This is a genomic window from Bowdeniella nasicola (assembly GCF_001907295.1).
Lineage (GTDB): Bacteria > Actinomycetota > Actinomycetes > Actinomycetales > Actinomycetaceae > Bowdeniella > Bowdeniella nasicola.
Map to the genome: position 1 here is coordinate 1 of NZ_MQVR01000064.1, position 15,613 is coordinate 15,613.

At 62.8% G+C, this 15,613-nt stretch carries 20 protein-coding genes; 4 read left to right on the top strand and 16 right to left on the bottom strand.

The window, feature by feature from the left end; all coding sequences use genetic code 11:
* Window positions 1-105: 105 nt before the first annotated feature.
* Window positions 106-933 (bottom strand): hypothetical protein, encoded by an 828-nt coding sequence (locus BSZ39_RS09720; RefSeq protein ID WP_143180487.1) that lies wholly within the window; start codon window positions 931-933, stop codon window positions 106-108.
* A gap of 121 nt (window positions 934-1,054) precedes the next feature.
* Here BSZ39_RS09720 and BSZ39_RS09725 point away from each other — a divergent pair, with 121 nt between their 5' ends.
* From BSZ39_RS09725 to BSZ39_RS09735, 3 genes are all read left to right on the top strand, one after another.
* A complete protein-coding gene (locus tag BSZ39_RS09725) occupies window positions 1,055-1,516 on the top strand; it encodes a DUF2871 domain-containing protein (protein ID WP_073717141.1) in 462 nt (153 codons plus the stop codon).
* Between the two features lie 41 nt (window positions 1,517-1,557).
* Complete coding sequence (locus BSZ39_RS09730; protein WP_073717142.1) at window positions 1,558-1,989, top strand: cupin domain-containing protein; 432 nt, start codon at window positions 1,558-1,560, stop codon at window positions 1,987-1,989.
* A 118-nt stretch (window positions 1,990-2,107) separates the two neighbouring features.
* On the top strand, window positions 2,108-2,464 hold the full coding sequence (locus BSZ39_RS09735; RefSeq protein ID WP_222842929.1) for a hypothetical protein: 357 nt from the start codon (window positions 2,108-2,110) through the stop codon (window positions 2,462-2,464).
* Here BSZ39_RS09735 and BSZ39_RS09740 read toward each other — a convergent pair.
* The 4 genes from BSZ39_RS09740 to dnaK are packed head-to-tail and all read right to left on the bottom strand — an operon-like array spanning window position 2,461 to window position 6,578.
* Window positions 2,461-2,943, bottom strand: a complete 483-nt coding sequence (locus BSZ39_RS09740) for a heat shock protein transcriptional repressor HspR (protein ID WP_073717144.1) — start codon at window positions 2,941-2,943, stop codon at window positions 2,461-2,463. The genes BSZ39_RS09735 and BSZ39_RS09740 overlap by 4 nt on opposite strands.
* A gap of 12 nt (window positions 2,944-2,955) precedes the next feature.
* Window positions 2,956-3,963 carry a DnaJ C-terminal domain-containing protein gene (locus tag BSZ39_RS09745; RefSeq protein WP_073717145.1) on the bottom strand — a complete coding sequence of 336 codons (1,008 nt, stop codon included), beginning with the start codon at window positions 3,961-3,963 and terminating at the stop codon, window positions 2,956-2,958.
* Window positions 3,964-3,992: 29 nt separating this feature from the next.
* Window positions 3,993-4,721, bottom strand: coding sequence for a nucleotide exchange factor GrpE (locus BSZ39_RS09750; protein WP_169829089.1), 729 nt, complete (start codon window positions 4,719-4,721; stop codon window positions 3,993-3,995).
* Entirely contained in the window at window positions 4,722-6,578 is a 1,857-nt protein-coding gene (dnaK, locus tag BSZ39_RS09755; RefSeq protein ID WP_073717146.1) for a molecular chaperone DnaK, read from the bottom strand.
* Window positions 6,579-6,852: 274 nt separating this feature from the next.
* Between dnaK and BSZ39_RS09760 the strand changes: the two genes are divergently transcribed.
* Entirely contained in the window at window positions 6,853-7,332 is a 480-nt protein-coding gene (locus tag BSZ39_RS09760; RefSeq protein WP_073717147.1) for a MarR family winged helix-turn-helix transcriptional regulator, read from the top strand.
* On the opposite strand, the gene BSZ39_RS09765 is transcribed toward BSZ39_RS09760, so the two are convergent.
* From BSZ39_RS09765 to BSZ39_RS09810, 11 genes are all read right to left on the bottom strand, one after another.
* Window positions 7,329-8,150 (bottom strand): FtsX-like permease family protein, encoded by an 822-nt coding sequence (locus tag BSZ39_RS09765; protein ID WP_143180488.1) that lies wholly within the window; start codon window positions 8,148-8,150, stop codon window positions 7,329-7,331. The two genes, BSZ39_RS09760 and BSZ39_RS09765, sit on opposite strands and share 4 nt — an antisense overlap.
* The gene (locus tag BSZ39_RS15085) at window positions 8,047-8,901 is read right to left on the bottom strand and encodes an ABC transporter permease (protein WP_073717149.1); all 855 of its coding nucleotides are present in this window, start codon (window positions 8,899-8,901) and stop codon (window positions 8,047-8,049) included. The genes BSZ39_RS09765 and BSZ39_RS15085 overlap by 104 nt, the downstream gene beginning before the upstream one ends.
* Window positions 8,902-8,904: 3 nt before the next feature.
* A complete protein-coding gene (locus BSZ39_RS09775) occupies window positions 8,905-9,510 on the bottom strand; it encodes a hypothetical protein (protein ID WP_073717150.1) in 606 nt (201 codons plus the stop codon).
* The gene (locus BSZ39_RS09780) at window positions 9,507-10,223 is read right to left on the bottom strand and encodes an ABC transporter ATP-binding protein (protein ID WP_073717151.1); all 717 of its coding nucleotides are present in this window, start codon (window positions 10,221-10,223) and stop codon (window positions 9,507-9,509) included. The genes BSZ39_RS09775 and BSZ39_RS09780 overlap by 4 nt, the downstream gene beginning before the upstream one ends.
* A complete protein-coding gene (locus BSZ39_RS09785) occupies window positions 10,220-10,801 on the bottom strand; it encodes a helix-turn-helix transcriptional regulator (RefSeq protein ID WP_073717152.1) in 582 nt (193 codons plus the stop codon). The genes BSZ39_RS09780 and BSZ39_RS09785 overlap by 4 nt, the downstream gene beginning before the upstream one ends.
* A 144-nt stretch (window positions 10,802-10,945) precedes the next feature.
* Window positions 10,946-12,199, bottom strand: coding sequence for a Gfo/Idh/MocA family protein (locus tag BSZ39_RS09790; protein WP_073717153.1), 1,254 nt, complete (start codon window positions 12,197-12,199; stop codon window positions 10,946-10,948).
* A gap of 11 nt (window positions 12,200-12,210) precedes the next feature.
* Entirely contained in the window at window positions 12,211-13,197 is a 987-nt protein-coding gene (locus BSZ39_RS09795) for an ABC transporter permease (RefSeq protein WP_073717154.1), read from the bottom strand.
* A 61-nt stretch (window positions 13,198-13,258) separates the two neighbouring features.
* Entirely contained in the window at window positions 13,259-13,885 is a 627-nt protein-coding gene (locus BSZ39_RS15090) for an ABC transporter permease (RefSeq protein WP_143180489.1), read from the bottom strand.
* Entirely contained in the window at window positions 13,840-14,166 is a 327-nt protein-coding gene (locus BSZ39_RS13590) for a hypothetical protein (protein ID WP_143180490.1), read from the bottom strand. The genes BSZ39_RS15090 and BSZ39_RS13590 overlap by 46 nt, the downstream gene beginning before the upstream one ends.
* Window positions 14,159-14,617, bottom strand: coding sequence for an ATP-binding cassette domain-containing protein (locus BSZ39_RS09805; protein WP_073717155.1), 459 nt, complete (start codon window positions 14,615-14,617; stop codon window positions 14,159-14,161). Before BSZ39_RS09805 ends, BSZ39_RS13590 begins: the two co-directional genes overlap by 8 nt.
* On the bottom strand, window positions 14,541-15,613 hold a 1,073-nt coding region (locus BSZ39_RS09810), incomplete at its 5' end, for a substrate-binding domain-containing protein (RefSeq protein ID WP_143180491.1). The genes BSZ39_RS09810 and BSZ39_RS09805, both read right to left, overlap by 77 nt.

Here is a 15,613-nt window from a genome sequence, read left to right on the forward strand (position 1 = left end):
ACTACAACTATCATCGGCCTCATACCGCCTGTGCAGATCAGCCACCGGCCAGCCGAGTCCACGAACGTGTAGACAACGTCATGACCTCATACATCCTAGGGCGCGTTAGCGGTTATCGGGATCGATCCGCTCGCCGTAGCGCGGCGGCTCCGGGTCCTCGCCGTAGCGCGGCGGCTCCGGGTCCTCCCCGTAGCGCGGCTGCTGTGGGTTTTCGCCGTAGCGCGGCTGATCGGTCGGCGTCGCGAACGGGTCGCTGCTCGAGCCCGCGCTCTGCGGGGGCTGCTGCTGACCGTATCCCGGCTGCTGGCCGTAGCCAGGCTGGCCGCCGTAGTTCGACTGCTGGCCGTAGGGCTGGCCGCCGTAGTTCGACTGCTGGCCGTAGGGCTGGCCGCCGTAGTTGCCGTACTGGCTTTGCATCTGTCCGATCGCGGCGCGGCGGCGCTTGTTGGTGCGCACGAGCCACACGATGCCGACGATGAGCAGGATCAGACCGAGGAACGAGATCAGCATGCCGACGAACACCGGAGCGGCAAAGCTGCCCGGGTTCTTGAGGATGTCTTCGAACATCGAAGACGGCGCGAGGAAGACCTCGCCGCCCGTGCCGCAGTTGACCGTGTACTCGCCCGCGGACGGGATCTCGTGAATCGTTATCTCGTGCTGCTGCGAGCGAGCCGCTTCTCCGGAGGCAGAGGTCAGCGTGCAGTTGGGAGCATCCCCTGACCCGGTCAGCACGAGCAGCCGGTCACCGGCGTTGAGGTTCACGGCACTGCCGTCGTTGACTGACTGCATCTTCGAGACATCGATGTTGTTGATCGTCGAGACGGTGGCGTAGATGACGCCGCCAAGGAAACCACCGAGCAGCATCAACGCGCCAAGGACAATGGAAAGAACGGGCCCGGTCCGGGACGGCACCGGAGGTGCACCTGCGGTCATGAGTACTCCTTCATTTCGCACACGGTTGGGTTTAGTCTACGTTCTTCGCTCCCCTGCACGAGACACGGAACACAGTGCGGCGACCTAGAATTTATCGACACCTCGTCTATAAGATATAGACATGATGTCAACAAAAACTCTTTCCTTCGCTTACTGGGCCGCCGGTTACACCGCCGCTGGCCTCCTCGCCGGCCTGGGCTACCGCGAAATGACGCGCCACGCGGACTTCGACGGCTTCACCCAGCTCGCCGTCATGCACACCCACCTGCTCGTCCTTGGGACCGCGATGATGCTGCTGTTCATGATCATCGAAGCGGTCTTCCGCCTCTCAGAGCAGAAGTTCTTCACCCCGTTTTTCTGGGTTTACCAGGCGGGTGTCATCATCACGTCATCAATGATGGGTATCATCGGCTACCGCCAGCTTCAGGGCCTGGAGCACTCGAAGGCGCTCGCCGGGATTTCCGGTACCGGCCACATCCTCATGACGGTTGCCTTCATCCTGTTCTTCTTGTGCCTCTTCCGCGCAATTAAGGCGCGAACCGCCGATACTCACGGGGTTGCCGAACCGGTGCGAGCTTCCTAGGCTCGAAGGGGAAAGCCCCGAGCAAGGAAGCGAGCCGCATCATGACTGATTTCATTGATCCGAGCGTCGACCATGGCAAGAAGCCGTACGTCGTCGACATTGAGAAAGACACCCTCGACAACGAGAACTTCCGTAAGACGATTTGGACCGGCGAACACCTGCAGGCCACGCTTATGACGATCCCTGTCGGGGGCGATATCGGCCTTGAGGTCCACGAGGAAAATGACCAGTTCCTGCGCCTGGAGCAGGGCAAGGGTCGCTGCCAGATGGGACCCGCCGAAGATGACCTTCCCTTTGATGAGGAGGTCGAAGATGACTGGGCGATTTTCGTTCCGGCCGGAACCTGGCACAATGTCACCAACATCGGCGATGAGCCGATGAAGCTGTACGCAATCTACGGACCCGCGGACCACGAGCCGGGGACCGTGCACAAGACCCAGGAAGACGCTGAGAACGATCCGCACGAACACTGATACTCCACTCGCCACTCGCGAGGTAGGTACTGCTGAGCCGTCCGCTCCCAACAAGGAGCGGACGGCTCGGCTGCTTAAAGCGGGCGCCATTGCGCTTGGCACCCTGCTACTGATCGGGTTGCCGACGGACATTATCCCGAACCCGATTTTTAGCCGCGAGGTCCCGGTACGCCCGTGGGAATACCCGGTCCTCGCCGCGACGGTGGCGCTCACCTTTGCGTGGTTTGCCGTACAGGCGCCGCGCCGCCCAAAGGACGACGGCCGGCTCGCGGGCGGGCTGACGCTCGCACTCTTTGCCGTCGCGTGCCCGGTATGCAACAAAATCGTGTTGCTGCTCATTGGCGCCTCGGGCGCCATGGGATTTTGGGCTCCGCTCCAGCCATATCTCGCTGGAGTCTCCCTCGCCGCGCTCGCGCTGGCGCTCTATCTGCGCGTCCGTAACCGCGACTGCACCGACGAAACCTGCGCCGCCTAAGGCAGCAGCGTCGTCGTTCGCGCGGGCGGCAGCGCAAGCACCCGCTTCGGCTTCGCTCGAAACGCACCCTCATCCCGCTTCGTGCCGCGGCCCGATAGCCGCATGCCGAGCGGGACAAGGACGACATCCCCCGTCGGCCCCGCGGTAAAGACGCGGTGGGAACGACGGGCGTCGGCTTCATCGCGCAGCCGCGAATTTTCCCGCGCGGCACGCCGCAGCTCACGCTCGGCAGCGCGGAGCTCGTCGCGCAGCCGGATGATCTCGCGGATGCCCGCGAGGTTGATGCCTTCGTCCTTGCTCAGGCGCTGGATCTCGCGCAGCGCGTCAATGTCCTCGTGAGAGTAGCGCCGCCCCCGCCCGCGCGTGCGGGAGGGGGTGACAAGTCCCAGCCGGTCATACTGCCGCAGCGTCTGCGGATGCATGCCGGCGAGTTCCGCGGCAACGGAGATGACAAAGCTCGGTTCGTCGACTCGTGCCATGATCATCCCCCTTTAGGCCCGTGCGCGGTCAGCCAGGTTCGCGCGCGGATCGTCGTTCGTCGCCGACTCGAACGCGGCGATCGCCTCGCGGGCGTCGTCGGACAGGTGACGCGGCACCTGGATCTCGACCTGCAGGAGCAGGTCGCCCGTCCCCTTCTTGGTCGTGATGCCGTGCCCCTTGACGCGCAGGACGCGGCCCGACGGGGTCCCTGCGGGAACCTTGACGCGCACGGTCTGCCCGTCGAGCGTCGGAACCTCCACGGTAGCGCCGAGTGCGGCTTCCGCGAACGTCACCGGCAGGTTCATCCGCAGGTTATTGCTCTCCATCGCAAACAGCGGGTGAGGCGTCACGGTCACCGAGATGACCATGTCGCCGGCCGGTCCGCCGTTCGATCCTGGGTGCCCCTTGCCCTTCAGCTTGATTTTCTGGCCGTTCTTCACGCCCGCGGGAATGCGGACGTTAATAGAGCGACCATCGACGCTAAGCGTGACCTGCTCTCCGGTCGCGGCCTGGCGGAAGCTGATAGTCGTCGCCGCGTGCAGGTCGGCGCCCTGCTGGGGCTGGGAGGCAAAGCCTCCGAACCCGCCGAAGCCGCCGCCACGGGAGCGGCCACCGCCGCCAAACATCTTGAGGAGGTCCTCGAGGTCCGGGGCGCCGTCCCCGCTGGTTTCGAAGCGGACGTTGCCACCGCGACCGCCTCCGAACATGCCGGAGAACAGGTCTTCGAAGCCACCGCCCTGGCCGGCCGGGCCGCCAGAGCCCCGGGCAAACCGGGGCCCGCCGCCGGCCATGGCGCGGATGGCATCGTATTCCTTGCGCTGGGCGGGATCGGAGAGCACCCCGTAGGCCTCACCGACCTCCTTAAACTTCGCCTCGGCCGCGCTATCGCCCGGGTTTTGGTCCGGGTGATACTGCCGAGCGAGCTTGCGGTAGGACTTCTTGATGGCGGCGGCATCGGCGTCCTTGGGCACGCCGAGCACCTTGTAGAAATCTTTTTCAAACCAGTCCTGGCTGGCCATGACGCCTCACCTCCACTTCGGTATCTGTCTTATTCAGGGTTCGCCACCGCGACTCGGGCGGCGCGCAGGATCCGATCGCCGATCCGATAGCCGGGCTGCATGACCTGGCTGATCGTCGCGACGGTGACGTCGCTCGACGGCGTGGCCATGAGGGCCTCGTGGATCTCGGGATCGAACTCCTCGCCGGCTTCGCCAAAGCGTGCGACGGAAAAGTGCTGCTCGAGCACGTTTTCCAGCTTCGTCGCGACCGAAGCGAAGGTGCCGGTGAGGTCGTCGTGCTGCCGCGCCAAGGCGATATCGTCGAGGACTCCGAAGAGGGACTCGACGACACGGGCGACCCCGTCTTCCTTCGCGAGCGATGCGGCCTCGCGGGAGCGGCGCACGAAATTCGCGTACTCCTGCTCCGTGTTGTAATGCGCGGCGCGGGCGCGGGCGAGGTCGTCGGAGAGCTTGGCGTTCTCGGCCTTCAGGTCGGCGAGGTTCGCGTCGGCCTCAGCGGCTTGCGGATTCTCGTCGGTGAAAGCGGGACCGAAATCGCCCTCGGCTGCCTCGCCCTGCTCGGCACCGGCGTCTTCGGTGCCGAACTCGGTTGCTTCGGCGGCGTGCGTCTCGTCGACGCCCTCGGGCGCCGGCTCGCTCCCCTGGCCGGGGCCAGGCCCGGCCGCAGCCGGGTCCCGGCGCACCTTGCCAGTTTCGGGGTCGATCCGACGACGATCGCGCACGATGGGTTTCTCGTCGTTGTTCTCGAATTCCGACACTTACTTCTTCTCTTCCTCATCGTCAACGATCTCTGCGTCAACGACATCGTCCTCGGCCGGCTTGTCAGCCTGCGGCTGCTCGCCTGCGGCGGCCTGCTCGGCAGTGCCCTGCTGGTAGAGGGCCTGGCCGATCTTCTGGGCTTCCTCGGTCAGGGCGTTCTGCGCGGTCTGGATCGCGGAGATGTCGCTGCCTTCGAGGGCCTTCTTGAGGTCGTCGACCTTGGCCTGCACCGCACTCGCGATGTCGGCGGGGATCTTGTCCTCGTTTTCTTTCAGGAGCTTCTCGGTGCCGTAGACCTGCTGCTCGGCGGAGTTGCGGGTATCGGCCTCTTCGCGACGCTTCTTGTCTTCGGCGGCGTGCGATTCGGCTTCCTTCACCATGCGGTCGATTTCATCCTTGGAGATGCCCGAGCCACCGGTGATCGTCATCGACTGCTCCTTGCCGGTGCCGCGGTCCTTGGCGGACACGTGCACGATGCCGTTGGCGTCGATGTCGAAGGTGACCTCGATCTGCGGGATGCCACGGGGAGCCGGGGCGATACCGGTCAGGTCGAAGGTGCCGAGCGGCTTGTTGTCGCGGGCGAACTCGCGCTCACCCTGGTAGACCTGGATCAGCACGGAGGGCTGGTTGTCTTCCGCGGTCGAGAAGACCTCTGAGCGCTTGGTCGGGATCGCGGTGTTGCGTTCGATCAGGCGGGTCATGACGCCACCCTTGGTCTCGATACCGAGCGACAGCGGGGTCACGTCGATGAGCAGGACGTCCTTGCGGTCACCCTTGATGACACCGGCCTGCAGGGCGGCGCCGACGGCGACGACCTCATCCGGGTTCACGCCCTTGTTAGGCTCCTTGCCACCGGTCAGTTCCTTGACGACCTCGGTCACGGCCGGCATTCGCGTCGAGCCACCGACGAGAACGACGTGGTCGATCTCGGAGACCTGGATGCCCGCGTCGTTGATGACGTTCTTGAAGGGCTCCTTCGTGCGCTCGAGCAGATCCTTGGTCATCTCTTCGAAGTGCGCGCGGGTGAGCTTTTCTTCTAGGTGGATCGGGCCGCCTTCACCCATCGACAGGTAGTGCAGCGAGATCTCGGTACTGGTCGCGGTCGACAGTTCCTTCTTCGCCTGCTCGGCGGAGTCCTTCAGACGCTGCAGCGCGATCTTGTCCTTGGACAGATCGACGCCTTCCTTGGTCTTGACCTGCTCGACGAGCCAGTTGACGATGCGCTGATCCCAGTCATCGCCACCGAGGCGGTTATCGCCATTGGTCGCGCGGACCTGGATGGTGGAGAAGTCGTCGTCGTCCTTGCCGATTTCCAGCAGGGAGACGTCGAAGGTGCCGCCACCGAGGTCGAAGACCAAAATGAGTTCGTCTTCCTTGCCCTTTTCGAGGCCGTAGGCGAGCGCGGCCGCGGTCGGCTCGTTGACGATTCGCAGGACGTTCAGGCCCGCGATCTGGCCGGCATCCTTGGTCGCCTGACGCTCGGCGTCGTTGAAGTAGGCGGGGACGGTAATGACGGCGTCGGTCACCGGCTCGCCGAGGTATTCCTCGGCGTCATGCTTGAGCTTGCCGAGGATACGGGCGGAGATTTCCGGAGCGGTGTAGCTCTTATCATCAACGTCGACCGACCAGTCGGTACCCATGTGGCGCTTGACCGAGGAGATGGTGCGATCAACGTTGGTGACCGCCTGTCGCTTCGCGATTTCACCGACGAGGACGTCGCCAGACTTGGAGAATGCGACGACCGACGGGGTGGTGCGAGCGCCTTCCGCGTTCGCGATGATGGTGGGCTCGCCGCCTTCGAGGACGGCGATGGCCGAGTTCGTGGTGCCGAGGTCGATGCCTACTGCACGTGCCATAAGTTGTGCTCCTTTTGTCGCGGCCGGGTCCGGCCCGAGGGTTCCGGACCGGCACGTCGACCTTGTAGTTGAGTGGTCTGCACTCAAGTTTTCCAGTCGAGTCACGGTTGTCAAGTCGAGACGGCGAAACTTGAGTCTACTAGGCTCAACCTGCTTGGCGCGTCCGATATTCCCTGTTTGGGGTGTTGCTTATCACGCCGATTGTGAGCACTCTCGGATGTGGGCCTGCAAACTTTTTGGCGACATTTACCTATATCGGCGCTACGCTTCGGTTATGCCTGAACCAGAATCACCGCACTGGCTGACGCCAGCAGAGCAGCGATCCTGGCGCGCGTATCTGGCAATGACGTCACGATTGAGTGCAATTCAGGGCCGCCAACTTCAGGCTCTCCATGGAATCTCGATTCAGGACTTCCAGGTCCTCGTCAACGTGTCCGAGGCCGAGACGGGATGCATCCGCACCTCCGACCTCGCCGATGCGGTTGTCTGGGAACGCTCGCGCCTGTCGCACCACCTCGCCCGCATGGAAAAGCGGGGACTCATTCGCCGCGACGCCTGCCCGCACGACGGCCGCGGCGTCCTCGTCTCGCTCACCGATAAGGGCCACGAGATCCTCGAGCAGGCCGCGCCCGATCACGTCGACCTAGTTCGCCGAGTCTTCATCGACATCCTCGGTACGGACGGACTCGACAAGCTCGACGACGTCACGAGCGCCGTCCTCGCGGCGATCGACCAGGAACCCGACCCTGCCTAATCTGTAGCGGTGGGCCGCTGCGCACTACGCGGGGCGAGGATCATTCCCACGATCACCGCGCACGGAATAACGCCCAACGCGAGTAAGGCAAGGTGCCCGAAGGGGACGATGACGCGGTGCGCCCACGAGACATAGTCAGGCGTGAAGGGGTGCTCGAACAGGTTCTGCCCCACGAAACTATCGAACGGGATGCCGTAGCGGGAGAAGAGGAAGTACAGCGCGTAGCCTCCTACTCCCGCAATGAGACCGAGGATCACACCGACGAAGGCTTGAATCCCGGCCCGCAGGCCGCCGATACGGATGAGGCCGCGCCGCGTAATCCCGAGCGAGCGGAGGACCGAGAAGTCCTGGCCCATTTCCGCTGCGGATAGCGCCACGCTCAAGATCGTGACCCCGGCGACGAGGATGATCCCGCCAAGAACGAGGTACAGCGGTAGCCGTGCATCGAATTCCGTGGGGACCGCATAAGCGCCGTGCAGGGTGGACGAGACAGCCCTCAGTTTGGCATCAATCACGGTCCTATCGGCCGGCGTAATCGGATGCTGCGGCGTCACGACATAGCCGTTCACGTGCGAAGTGAACCCGAAAGCCTTCGTGACACGCTCGGAGATCATGGGGAGACCAAGGGCTTCGAGTCGATACGGGTCGACGCGCGCCGCTGGCACGCGGACCGCTTCCTCGGCATCCGGGTTTTCCGAATCGCCGGACACGATTTCAGCTGTGCCGTCGTGCATGTCGAGAGGATCCTCGACGCCGCCGCCCGCGGCCAGCGCATCCTGCAGAGCGGTCGACCCCTGCTCCGCCTCGAGTCCAAGCACACGGACGACGCTGCCGTCGTCGATTATGGTCGTCTGACCTCATCCTTGCGCCTCCGACGATGAGGACGGGATGCCACCACCGCAGCCGGACCGGTTTCGTGCGCCGCTCGAGACGCCCGGCGAGCATGGAGATCGTGTCGAGTCGGGATGCCATCCGTCCGGGCCAGAGCGTCGTGATCCAGCCGAGCGCGGTCGCGAAACCGATGAGCGCGAGCGCCACGATCCATGTTCGCGGTTCTCTGAGGACGACCATGAGAGGTTGATTGATCGGAAGCAGCGTGCACACGAGAAGCGCAAGCCCGAAACCGAGGACGCCACTGACCAGGCCGATGAGCACGCCACTGGCGGTCACCGTCCTCCGAATATCCCTCCGCCGCGCGCCCAAGGCGCTGAGCAGCGCAATAGTTCGGGCGTTTCTCCGGGTGGCGACCACGAACGCGGGAGCGACGATGAGCAAAAAGACGAGGGTCAGGACGAGGAACCCGACCACCCACAAAAGCGCAACGGTACCGGTCTCGCCAACTCGCTGGCCCTGGGAGAATGGATCTTCGCTCTTCGGGGGCGGATCGGCCAGCACGGCGGCACTGTACACCCGCCACCCGAGCGCGTTTAGCCCCTGCACCTGGGGCCACGCTACCGACTCATTGCCGTACAGGGTCGCGATGACTTCGATTGCTGGCGCCAGCGCCCCTGACTCGATCGTCGGGAACGTCCCCAGAGCGGCTGCGCTTGCCGAGGTAGTTGCACCCACGACCTAGAGCGGGACCGGCTTTAGCGCGTCCACGGGGATATCAGGCCCGCCTCGCTCCGAGAGCAGCGGAATGATGACCACGCGATCGCCAATGCCGATACACAAGCGGTCGAGAACGGCTTGTGTGAGCACGGCTTCGCCCGGGGCGCGCGGTTCGCGCCCGACGGCCGGTTTGAGTGTTCCGACACGCTGCCAGTCGTTGACCTCAATGCTGGCCTGCGCGCGCCGCTCCTTCTCCGACTGCGGGTCGGTCCCGTCGGGAACGACCGTCGCCGGCACCGTGTAACTGAGGGCGACGTCGAATCTCTCTGAGACCTTGGCGAGGCCCACCGATAGGGGCGCGACAGCTTCGTTCCCTCTCCCCTGGCTGGATTGGCCATCAGGACTCTGCTGCAGCGGGTAGCCGGAGTAGAACATCGTCGCTGCGGCTCCTTTGGGAACGTTGGCCCGGGTGGTGGGATTGTTGGAGGCGAGGGTGATTAGTGTCAGCACGCCGATGGCGGCGGTTGCCACGGTGACCGACAGGATCGTGATGAGTGTCCGCGCGGGGGCCGTGCGCATATCTCGCCACGCGAGTCGGCGCGTGGCGGTACGGGATCCGAGGCTCATGGCGTGCCCGCGAGCGCGTCGAGGCGATCGTCCTTCGTCGCCGAAGCGATCTGTCCATCCGCGAGGAAGACGGTGCGGTCCGCCCAGGCAGCGAACCGGGGTTCGTGCGTGACGAGGAGGCCGCCGGCACCCGCATCAATCTTGGTTCGCAACAATTCCATGACAGCCTCGCCCGTGTTTGAGTCGAGCGCTCCGGTGGGTTCATCGGCCAGCAGCAGCTGGCGTCGGCCGACGAGTGCCCGAGCGATCGCTACGCGCTGCGCCTGGCCGCCGGACATGTCGTGCGGGTAGCGATCGGCGAGGCCTTCGATGCCGACCCCGGCGAGCGATTCGAGTGCCAGCCGGCGTGCCCGTCGCGGACGCATTCCGTCGAGCTCGAGCGGGGTGGCGACGTTTTCCGCCGCGGTAAGGACGGGGATGAGATTGAAGTTTTGGAAGACGAAGCCGACGTCCCGGCGACGCACGGCCGCGCGCCTTTCTGCGTTGAGTCCGGAGATGCACGTGCCTGCCAGCGTGATTGTACCCGACGTGGGCGTATCGAGCGCGCCCGCGCAGTTCAGCAGTGTGGACTTTCCCGAACCGGACGGCCCCATGACGGCAACAAGTTCACACGCTTCGATCGTGAGGTCGATGTCCTTGAGCGCGACGACTTCGCGCGGGGTGCCGGCGGCGTGGATCCTCGTCACGCCGCGCATCTCGAGTAGCGCGGTCATGACATCTGCTCCACATTCTTCTTCACGGTGGCTCGCTGCGGGGATCGCTTCGGGATCTTCGCCAGGCTCCCGGCGACGTGGTCAAGCCATTTGAGTTCGGCTTCCAGGTCGAACAGCTGGCGCGTCATCACCATCTCCCAGCCGTGGTCCCCATCCTTCGTGGCGTGCCCGCGCATGCGCGTCACGTCGTGCAGGACGGCCATCGTCGCGACGCGCTGGTTGGCGAGAATGGCGTTCGCATCCGCGTCGGGATGGAATACCGCGAGCACGAGTTTGATCGTGAACTCGTCGCGCTCGAGGCGCGCCCGGTCCACCGGTTCAGCCCACCATTCGGCGAGAAACGCCCGCCCGGCCTCCGTCGCGCTGTACAGGTCGATATCGCCACGGCCTTCCGCGCCGGCTTCCCCGCCGACGACTTCGATGAGCCCGTCGCGCTGCAGTCGGGTGAGCGTGGCAGAAACCTGGCCGATATTGACCGGCCACGCCTGCCCGGTGCGGGACTCAAATTCTTTTCGCAGGGCGTACGCTCCGAGCGGCTGCTCGGCCAGCAGTGCCAGTAGTCCGTGCTTGATCGCCATCCCGACCACCTTTCATGGTTACTCAGAAACTATATCCAGCTGATAGTTACGAGTAACCATGAGATGTCGCGTGTCGCGGGGCTTTACCCGAAAAAAGACCGGTGAAAGCTCTAACGAGTGTTCACCGGTCTTTCTCGCCCAGCGTCAGCTGTCCGGATTCCAAGTACCTTGGGCCACGTCCGGAGTGAAGCCCTCAAGATCGACAGGGAATTTCACCGTCTCGCCAGTTTGAGCGGACAGGTAGGCAGCCATCAGCAGTTCGACGACATCCACGCCATTCCGCAAAGACTCGAGCGGCTGTTCGCCACGGAGGAACATCGAGGCGATGGCGGCATTTTCGGCCGTGTAGCCGTATGTCGCAGACTCATCAGAAACGATGGGCATCAGACCTTGCTCTGCATTCTGCTTTTCGATCATGTCCTCACCCTCCATCTGTTCTAGGGCACGGGAGAGGAAGATCTTCGACTCTGTCGAAAGCGTGTCCGAAGCCATCGAGTATTCGGGACCAAGCAACTCGAAGGAGAGGCGGAGGCCCGCGCCAACAAACGACCACGAGGTCGTCGCTTCGACGACGACAGTTTCCCCGTCGCCATTACGAAATTCGAAGGAGGCGCGAGCGTAGTCCTCTGCGGGCTGCTTTCGATAGTCGGGGGCTCCGGGATAGAGCTCCATGAGCTTCTCTGCGTAGCGCGGTCTGCTCCACTTCAACACGTCAATCGATGCGCTGACCGAGACTGGAGTGAGCCAGTCGGCAGGATTTACTCCCGGCGGAGTCAGCAGGTAGCGCCCCGACTCGACGGAGTGGCACATCATGTCATTGAGAACACCTCCGCCCTGCTTGGTGCCATCCCAGAACCACGCTTTGTGCGGCCCTGAGTGCTCTTCGGCGCAGCGGGCGAGGTACGGGTTGCCGGCGACGTTCGCTCCTCTTTTCCACAGCAGTTCATGCGCTCGCGTAATGCCCGGCGAGTACACCTGGTTTTCGAGATAGCCATGGAGCAGGCCAGCATCCTCGACGATTCTCAGCACCTCCCGCGCCTCAGCGACAGTGCGTCCGAGCGGCTTTTCGATCGCGACGCCTACGAGGCTTGCACCGCCATTCGTCACTTCTTCGCAGATCGCCCGTACTGTCTCGACGCGAACATGGTTGGGAACAAGCACCCAGACTGCGTCGACACGTTCGTCGCGAACGAGAGCACGCACGTCGTCGTAGGCCGCGACATCACTACCTACCCGTAGCTCCTCAGCCTTCGTAGCGAGGTCCTGTGCTCCTTCCAGCGTCCGGGAGGAGACCGCCACTATGTCGGCATCTCGAACCCCTTGCCACGCCTGAACGTGGAAGTGACCGATAAAGCCAGCCCCCACAATTCCGACACCTAGCACCTTGCGGTTAGCCATTGAGCTTCCTTTCAACTTCGGAGTTTCCGCCCGCGGCCATACAGCGCGAGCAAGACGATGAGGACGATGCCCTGGATCACGGTGCGGGAGGACTCAGCCATCCGCAGTGAGGTCAGGAGATTCGTCAAAACAGTAAGAACGATCGCGCCGATCGCGGATCCGAGATAGGTGCCCACTCCCCCGGAGATCAGCGTTCCACCGATGATTACCGCAGCAATGGACGGCAGAGTCAGGTCATCGGCGAGGCTGAGAAATACTGTCTGGGTGTAGCCGACCATGAGGATCCCACCGAGAGCAGCAAAGACCGCCGAAGACACGTAAGCGAGAATGATGGTCCGGTTGACTCGCACCCCAGAGAGCTTCGCTGCTTCGCGGTTCGTTCCGACCGCATAAAGATCCCATCCGAACTTCGTACGGCGAAGCAGCAATGTCACAAGCACTGCGATGGCGACCCACAGGAAGATCACGCCCGGGACGCCGAAGAGGAGACGCCCGTTGACGAGTTCAACGAGCAACGGAGCCGCCCGACCATCTGCGTAGCCGCCGGTATATACAAGGATCAGCCCGTGGACAACGCCGAGCATGCCGAGCGTCATGACAAAGGGAGGGATTCGCAAACCGACAATTCCCAGACCATTGATGAGGCCGATGCCAGCGGCTATTACGAGGGACAGCGCGATACCCTGGAGGAATTGCGCGTTATCGCCATGCATCGTTCTCGATGCGATGATCGCGGCGAAGGTTGCCACTTTGCCGACCGACAGGTCGATCCCTTCGCCACCCGAGAGGATCACGATGGTTTGCCCGACCGCGATGAATCCCAGGAATGATGCTGTCCGCAGCGTCGACATGATCTGCCCGTAGGAGCCAAAACCGGGTGAGAATATCTCTCCGATGATGACAAGCACGATCGCGAGAGCGGCCGCGATCATGATGGGGTTCTTGATCAACCGCCGCCACAGCGGAACCGGCGTGAGGACATCAGACTCGATGCTCATGCTGTCCTCCTTTGAGTCGCAGCGGATAGCGCCAACGCAGCAATCACGACGATTCCTTGCGCTAGTGGGCGCTCATTGGAACCAATGCCCGCAAAGAAGAGGATCGACGAGACGGAAGATAGGACGATTGCACCCAGTACCGCACCGATAGGAGACCCGATCCCTCCCCGAAGCGCGATGCCGCCGATGACGACGGCAGCGATTGAGTCGAGGGCCATGGAGGCGCCGATAAATGGATCACCGGAACCGGAGTTCGCGAGAACGGCAACAGCTGCGAGTCCAGCAAAACCCCCGCGAGGACATACGAAAGCGCCCGGGCTCGGGTGACTGGAACGAGCGAATTGAATGCTGCCTCTTCATCTGAGCCCGTGGCATAGATATGTCGCATGAGTCGAGTCCGGCCAAGCACGAGCCAGATCGCGGCAACTCCTATCACCAGGAGGACTGATACCGGGACTTGCGCGATGGCAAGGCGGAGCATCCCGGTCAGGCCCTGCGGGACCCGACCTCCAGGAGCCGGCAGGATCCACAACGTTACGCCGGAGAATACAGATGCCGTCGCGAACGTGAGGATTAGCGGCTGCAATCTCAGCACGGAAACAATTAGTCCGTTGACCGCTCCACACGCGGCGCCAACCAAGATCACGACAAGAACACCGAGTACCACTGATCCGCCGGTGTTTTCCATGACAGTGATGGAGGACGCCGCGGCCAAGGCGACGATCGCACCAGATCTAGCCCTCCACCGATGACGACAATCGCTTGGCCGAAAGCGACTAGTACGAGTGGCAGGAACGTAGCGAAGGATGACGAGATCGAATACTGAGAGAAGAAGTTCTTCTGCAGAAGTGCCGAGACGATCACACAGACGAATAGCAACGCCCACGCCGTCGCAGATGGCAGACGCGTGGCAAGCATGGTCTTGTAGAACGGTTCACGGCCGATGCGCGAGGCAGTTAGATCACTCATTGCTCTCCTCCTTCGCCTCAACATCGGCGGAGATCTGCAGCGCCGAGGAAACGAGCGACTCTTCTGTGATGTCGTCCCCGATGAGTTCCTTGACGATCTTGCCTTCGAACATGACCAACACCCGATCACACAGTGTGACGAGCTCTCGGTCCTCTGAGGAGTTCAGAACGATCGTTGTTCCGTTGTCGGCAAGTTCCCGGATGATCCGGTAAATCTCAGCCTTCGCTCCGATATCAACGCCCTTCGTAGGGTCATCCAGCAGAACCACACTGGGCTCATTCATAAGCCATTTCGCGATGATGACTTTTTGAGCGTTACCGCCTGACAGCGAGGACACCGGGTCCGAGAGTTCGCCGATCTTGATTTGCAGTTGCTCAACAGCCCTGCTCCCGGCGCGTTTCTCGCGCTGACCCGATAGAACTCCGAGTTTTGTGCGCTTTCCGAGGGACACAATTGAGAGGTTTTCCTGAATTGGGCGTCGTGAGAGGCGGGTTGACGACACCGATCGATTTGAAGCCGTCGCCCTGCTCGCTCCACAAGCGCATGAAGCCGCCTCGGGCTTCACCCGAAACGGTGATGTCGTTCTGCTTTCCCGCAGCGATGATCGCCTGCAGGATTCCCTGCGCCATTCCGTCCTGAGTCCAGACACCATCGATGTTGGGGTATGTCGACAGCAGGGTAGACATCTGGTTCTGACCAGTTGCCTGGTCCCAGTTGCCATCAGCCACAGTCAGGACATTGATGCCCTTTTCCTCAAACACCTTCTTGGCCGCTCCCCACCGCGCTTCGTTCGCGGGATGGCCGGAAATACCGTTGACGACGACGATGTTCTTGCCTTCGCCGAGCTCTTCAGCGAGCCAACGGGCCGACGTCGCGGCCCACTCCCCCTGATCGATACCGACGTTGATCACGCTTTCGGTGTCGACGGCCTGATCAATCGCGAAGACCTTGATCCCCTGGTCGGCAGCTTCCTTGAAGACACCATCGAGAGCGGTACCCGAGTTGGGGTCGATGATGATGGCATTGACGCCAGCATTGATGAGGTTACGAACCTGCTGGATCTGACCGTTCACGTCAGTGTCCGCGTTTTCGATTACGAGGGGCTTGATTACCCCACTATCGATGTAGGGTTTCGCTGCTTCCTCGATGTCCGCGATCATCTGAGTGCGGTACTCGGATCCCACGAAGCCATTAGAGATACCAATGGTGAATGCCTCAGTCTGCCCACCACCGGTCGTCTCACCTGTTTTATCGCCGCCCGATCCTGGATCCCCCACCGAACTGCATCCTGCTAGGACCACCGCGGTCGTCGCCGCGGCGGCTACGGCTAACCGTCGCCAACTCACCATTACTGGCTCTTCAGAGTTGAGTGTGGGTTGATGCGTCCAGGCCGCCAGTGATGAGGAGCATTCGTAGCCGGTAGTTCTCGAGGTTGCGGAATCCGCGA

Excerpts from the sequence above, each read along its gene's own strand:
- BSZ39_RS09720 (WP_143180487.1), bottom strand. The coding sequence starts at position 933 with ATGACCGCAGGTGCACCTCCGGTGCCGTCCCGGACCGGGCCCGTTCTT.
- dnaK (WP_073717146.1), bottom strand. The coding sequence starts at position 6,578 with ATGGCACGTGCAGTAGGCATCGACCTCGGCACCACGAACTCGGCCATC.
- BSZ39_RS09780 (WP_073717151.1), bottom strand. The coding sequence starts at position 10,223 with ATGACCGCGCTACTCGAGATGCGCGGCGTGACGAGGATCCACGCCGCC.
- BSZ39_RS09795 (WP_073717154.1), bottom strand. The coding sequence starts at position 13,197 with ATGAGCATCGAGTCTGATGTCCTCACGCCGGTTCCGCTGTGGCGGCGG.
- BSZ39_RS09775 (WP_073717150.1), bottom strand. The coding sequence starts at position 9,510 with ATGAGCCTCGGATCCCGTACCGCCACGCGCCGACTCGCGTGGCGAGAT.
- BSZ39_RS09790 (WP_073717153.1), bottom strand. The coding sequence starts at position 12,199 with ATGGCTAACCGCAAGGTGCTAGGTGTCGGAATTGTGGGGGCTGGCTTT.
- BSZ39_RS15090 (WP_143180489.1), bottom strand. The coding sequence starts at position 13,885 with ATGGAAAACACCGGCGGATCAGTGGTACTCGGTGTTCTTGTCGTGATC.
- BSZ39_RS09725 (WP_073717141.1), top strand. The coding sequence starts at position 1,055 with ATGATGTCAACAAAAACTCTTTCCTTCGCTTACTGGGCCGCCGGTTAC.
- BSZ39_RS09745 (WP_073717145.1), bottom strand. The coding sequence starts at position 3,963 with ATGGCCAGCCAGGACTGGTTTGAAAAAGATTTCTACAAGGTGCTCGGC.
- BSZ39_RS09760 (WP_073717147.1), top strand. The coding sequence starts at position 6,853 with ATGCCTGAACCAGAATCACCGCACTGGCTGACGCCAGCAGAGCAGCGA.
- BSZ39_RS13590 (WP_143180490.1), bottom strand. The coding sequence starts at position 14,166 with ATGAGTGATCTAACTGCCTCGCGCATCGGCCGTGAACCGTTCTACAAG.
- BSZ39_RS09730 (WP_073717142.1), top strand. The coding sequence starts at position 1,558 with ATGACTGATTTCATTGATCCGAGCGTCGACCATGGCAAGAAGCCGTAC.
- BSZ39_RS09740 (WP_073717144.1), bottom strand. The coding sequence starts at position 2,943 with ATGGCACGAGTCGACGAACCGAGCTTTGTCATCTCCGTTGCCGCGGAA.
- BSZ39_RS09785 (WP_073717152.1), bottom strand. The coding sequence starts at position 10,801 with ATGGCGATCAAGCACGGACTACTGGCACTGCTGGCCGAGCAGCCGCTC.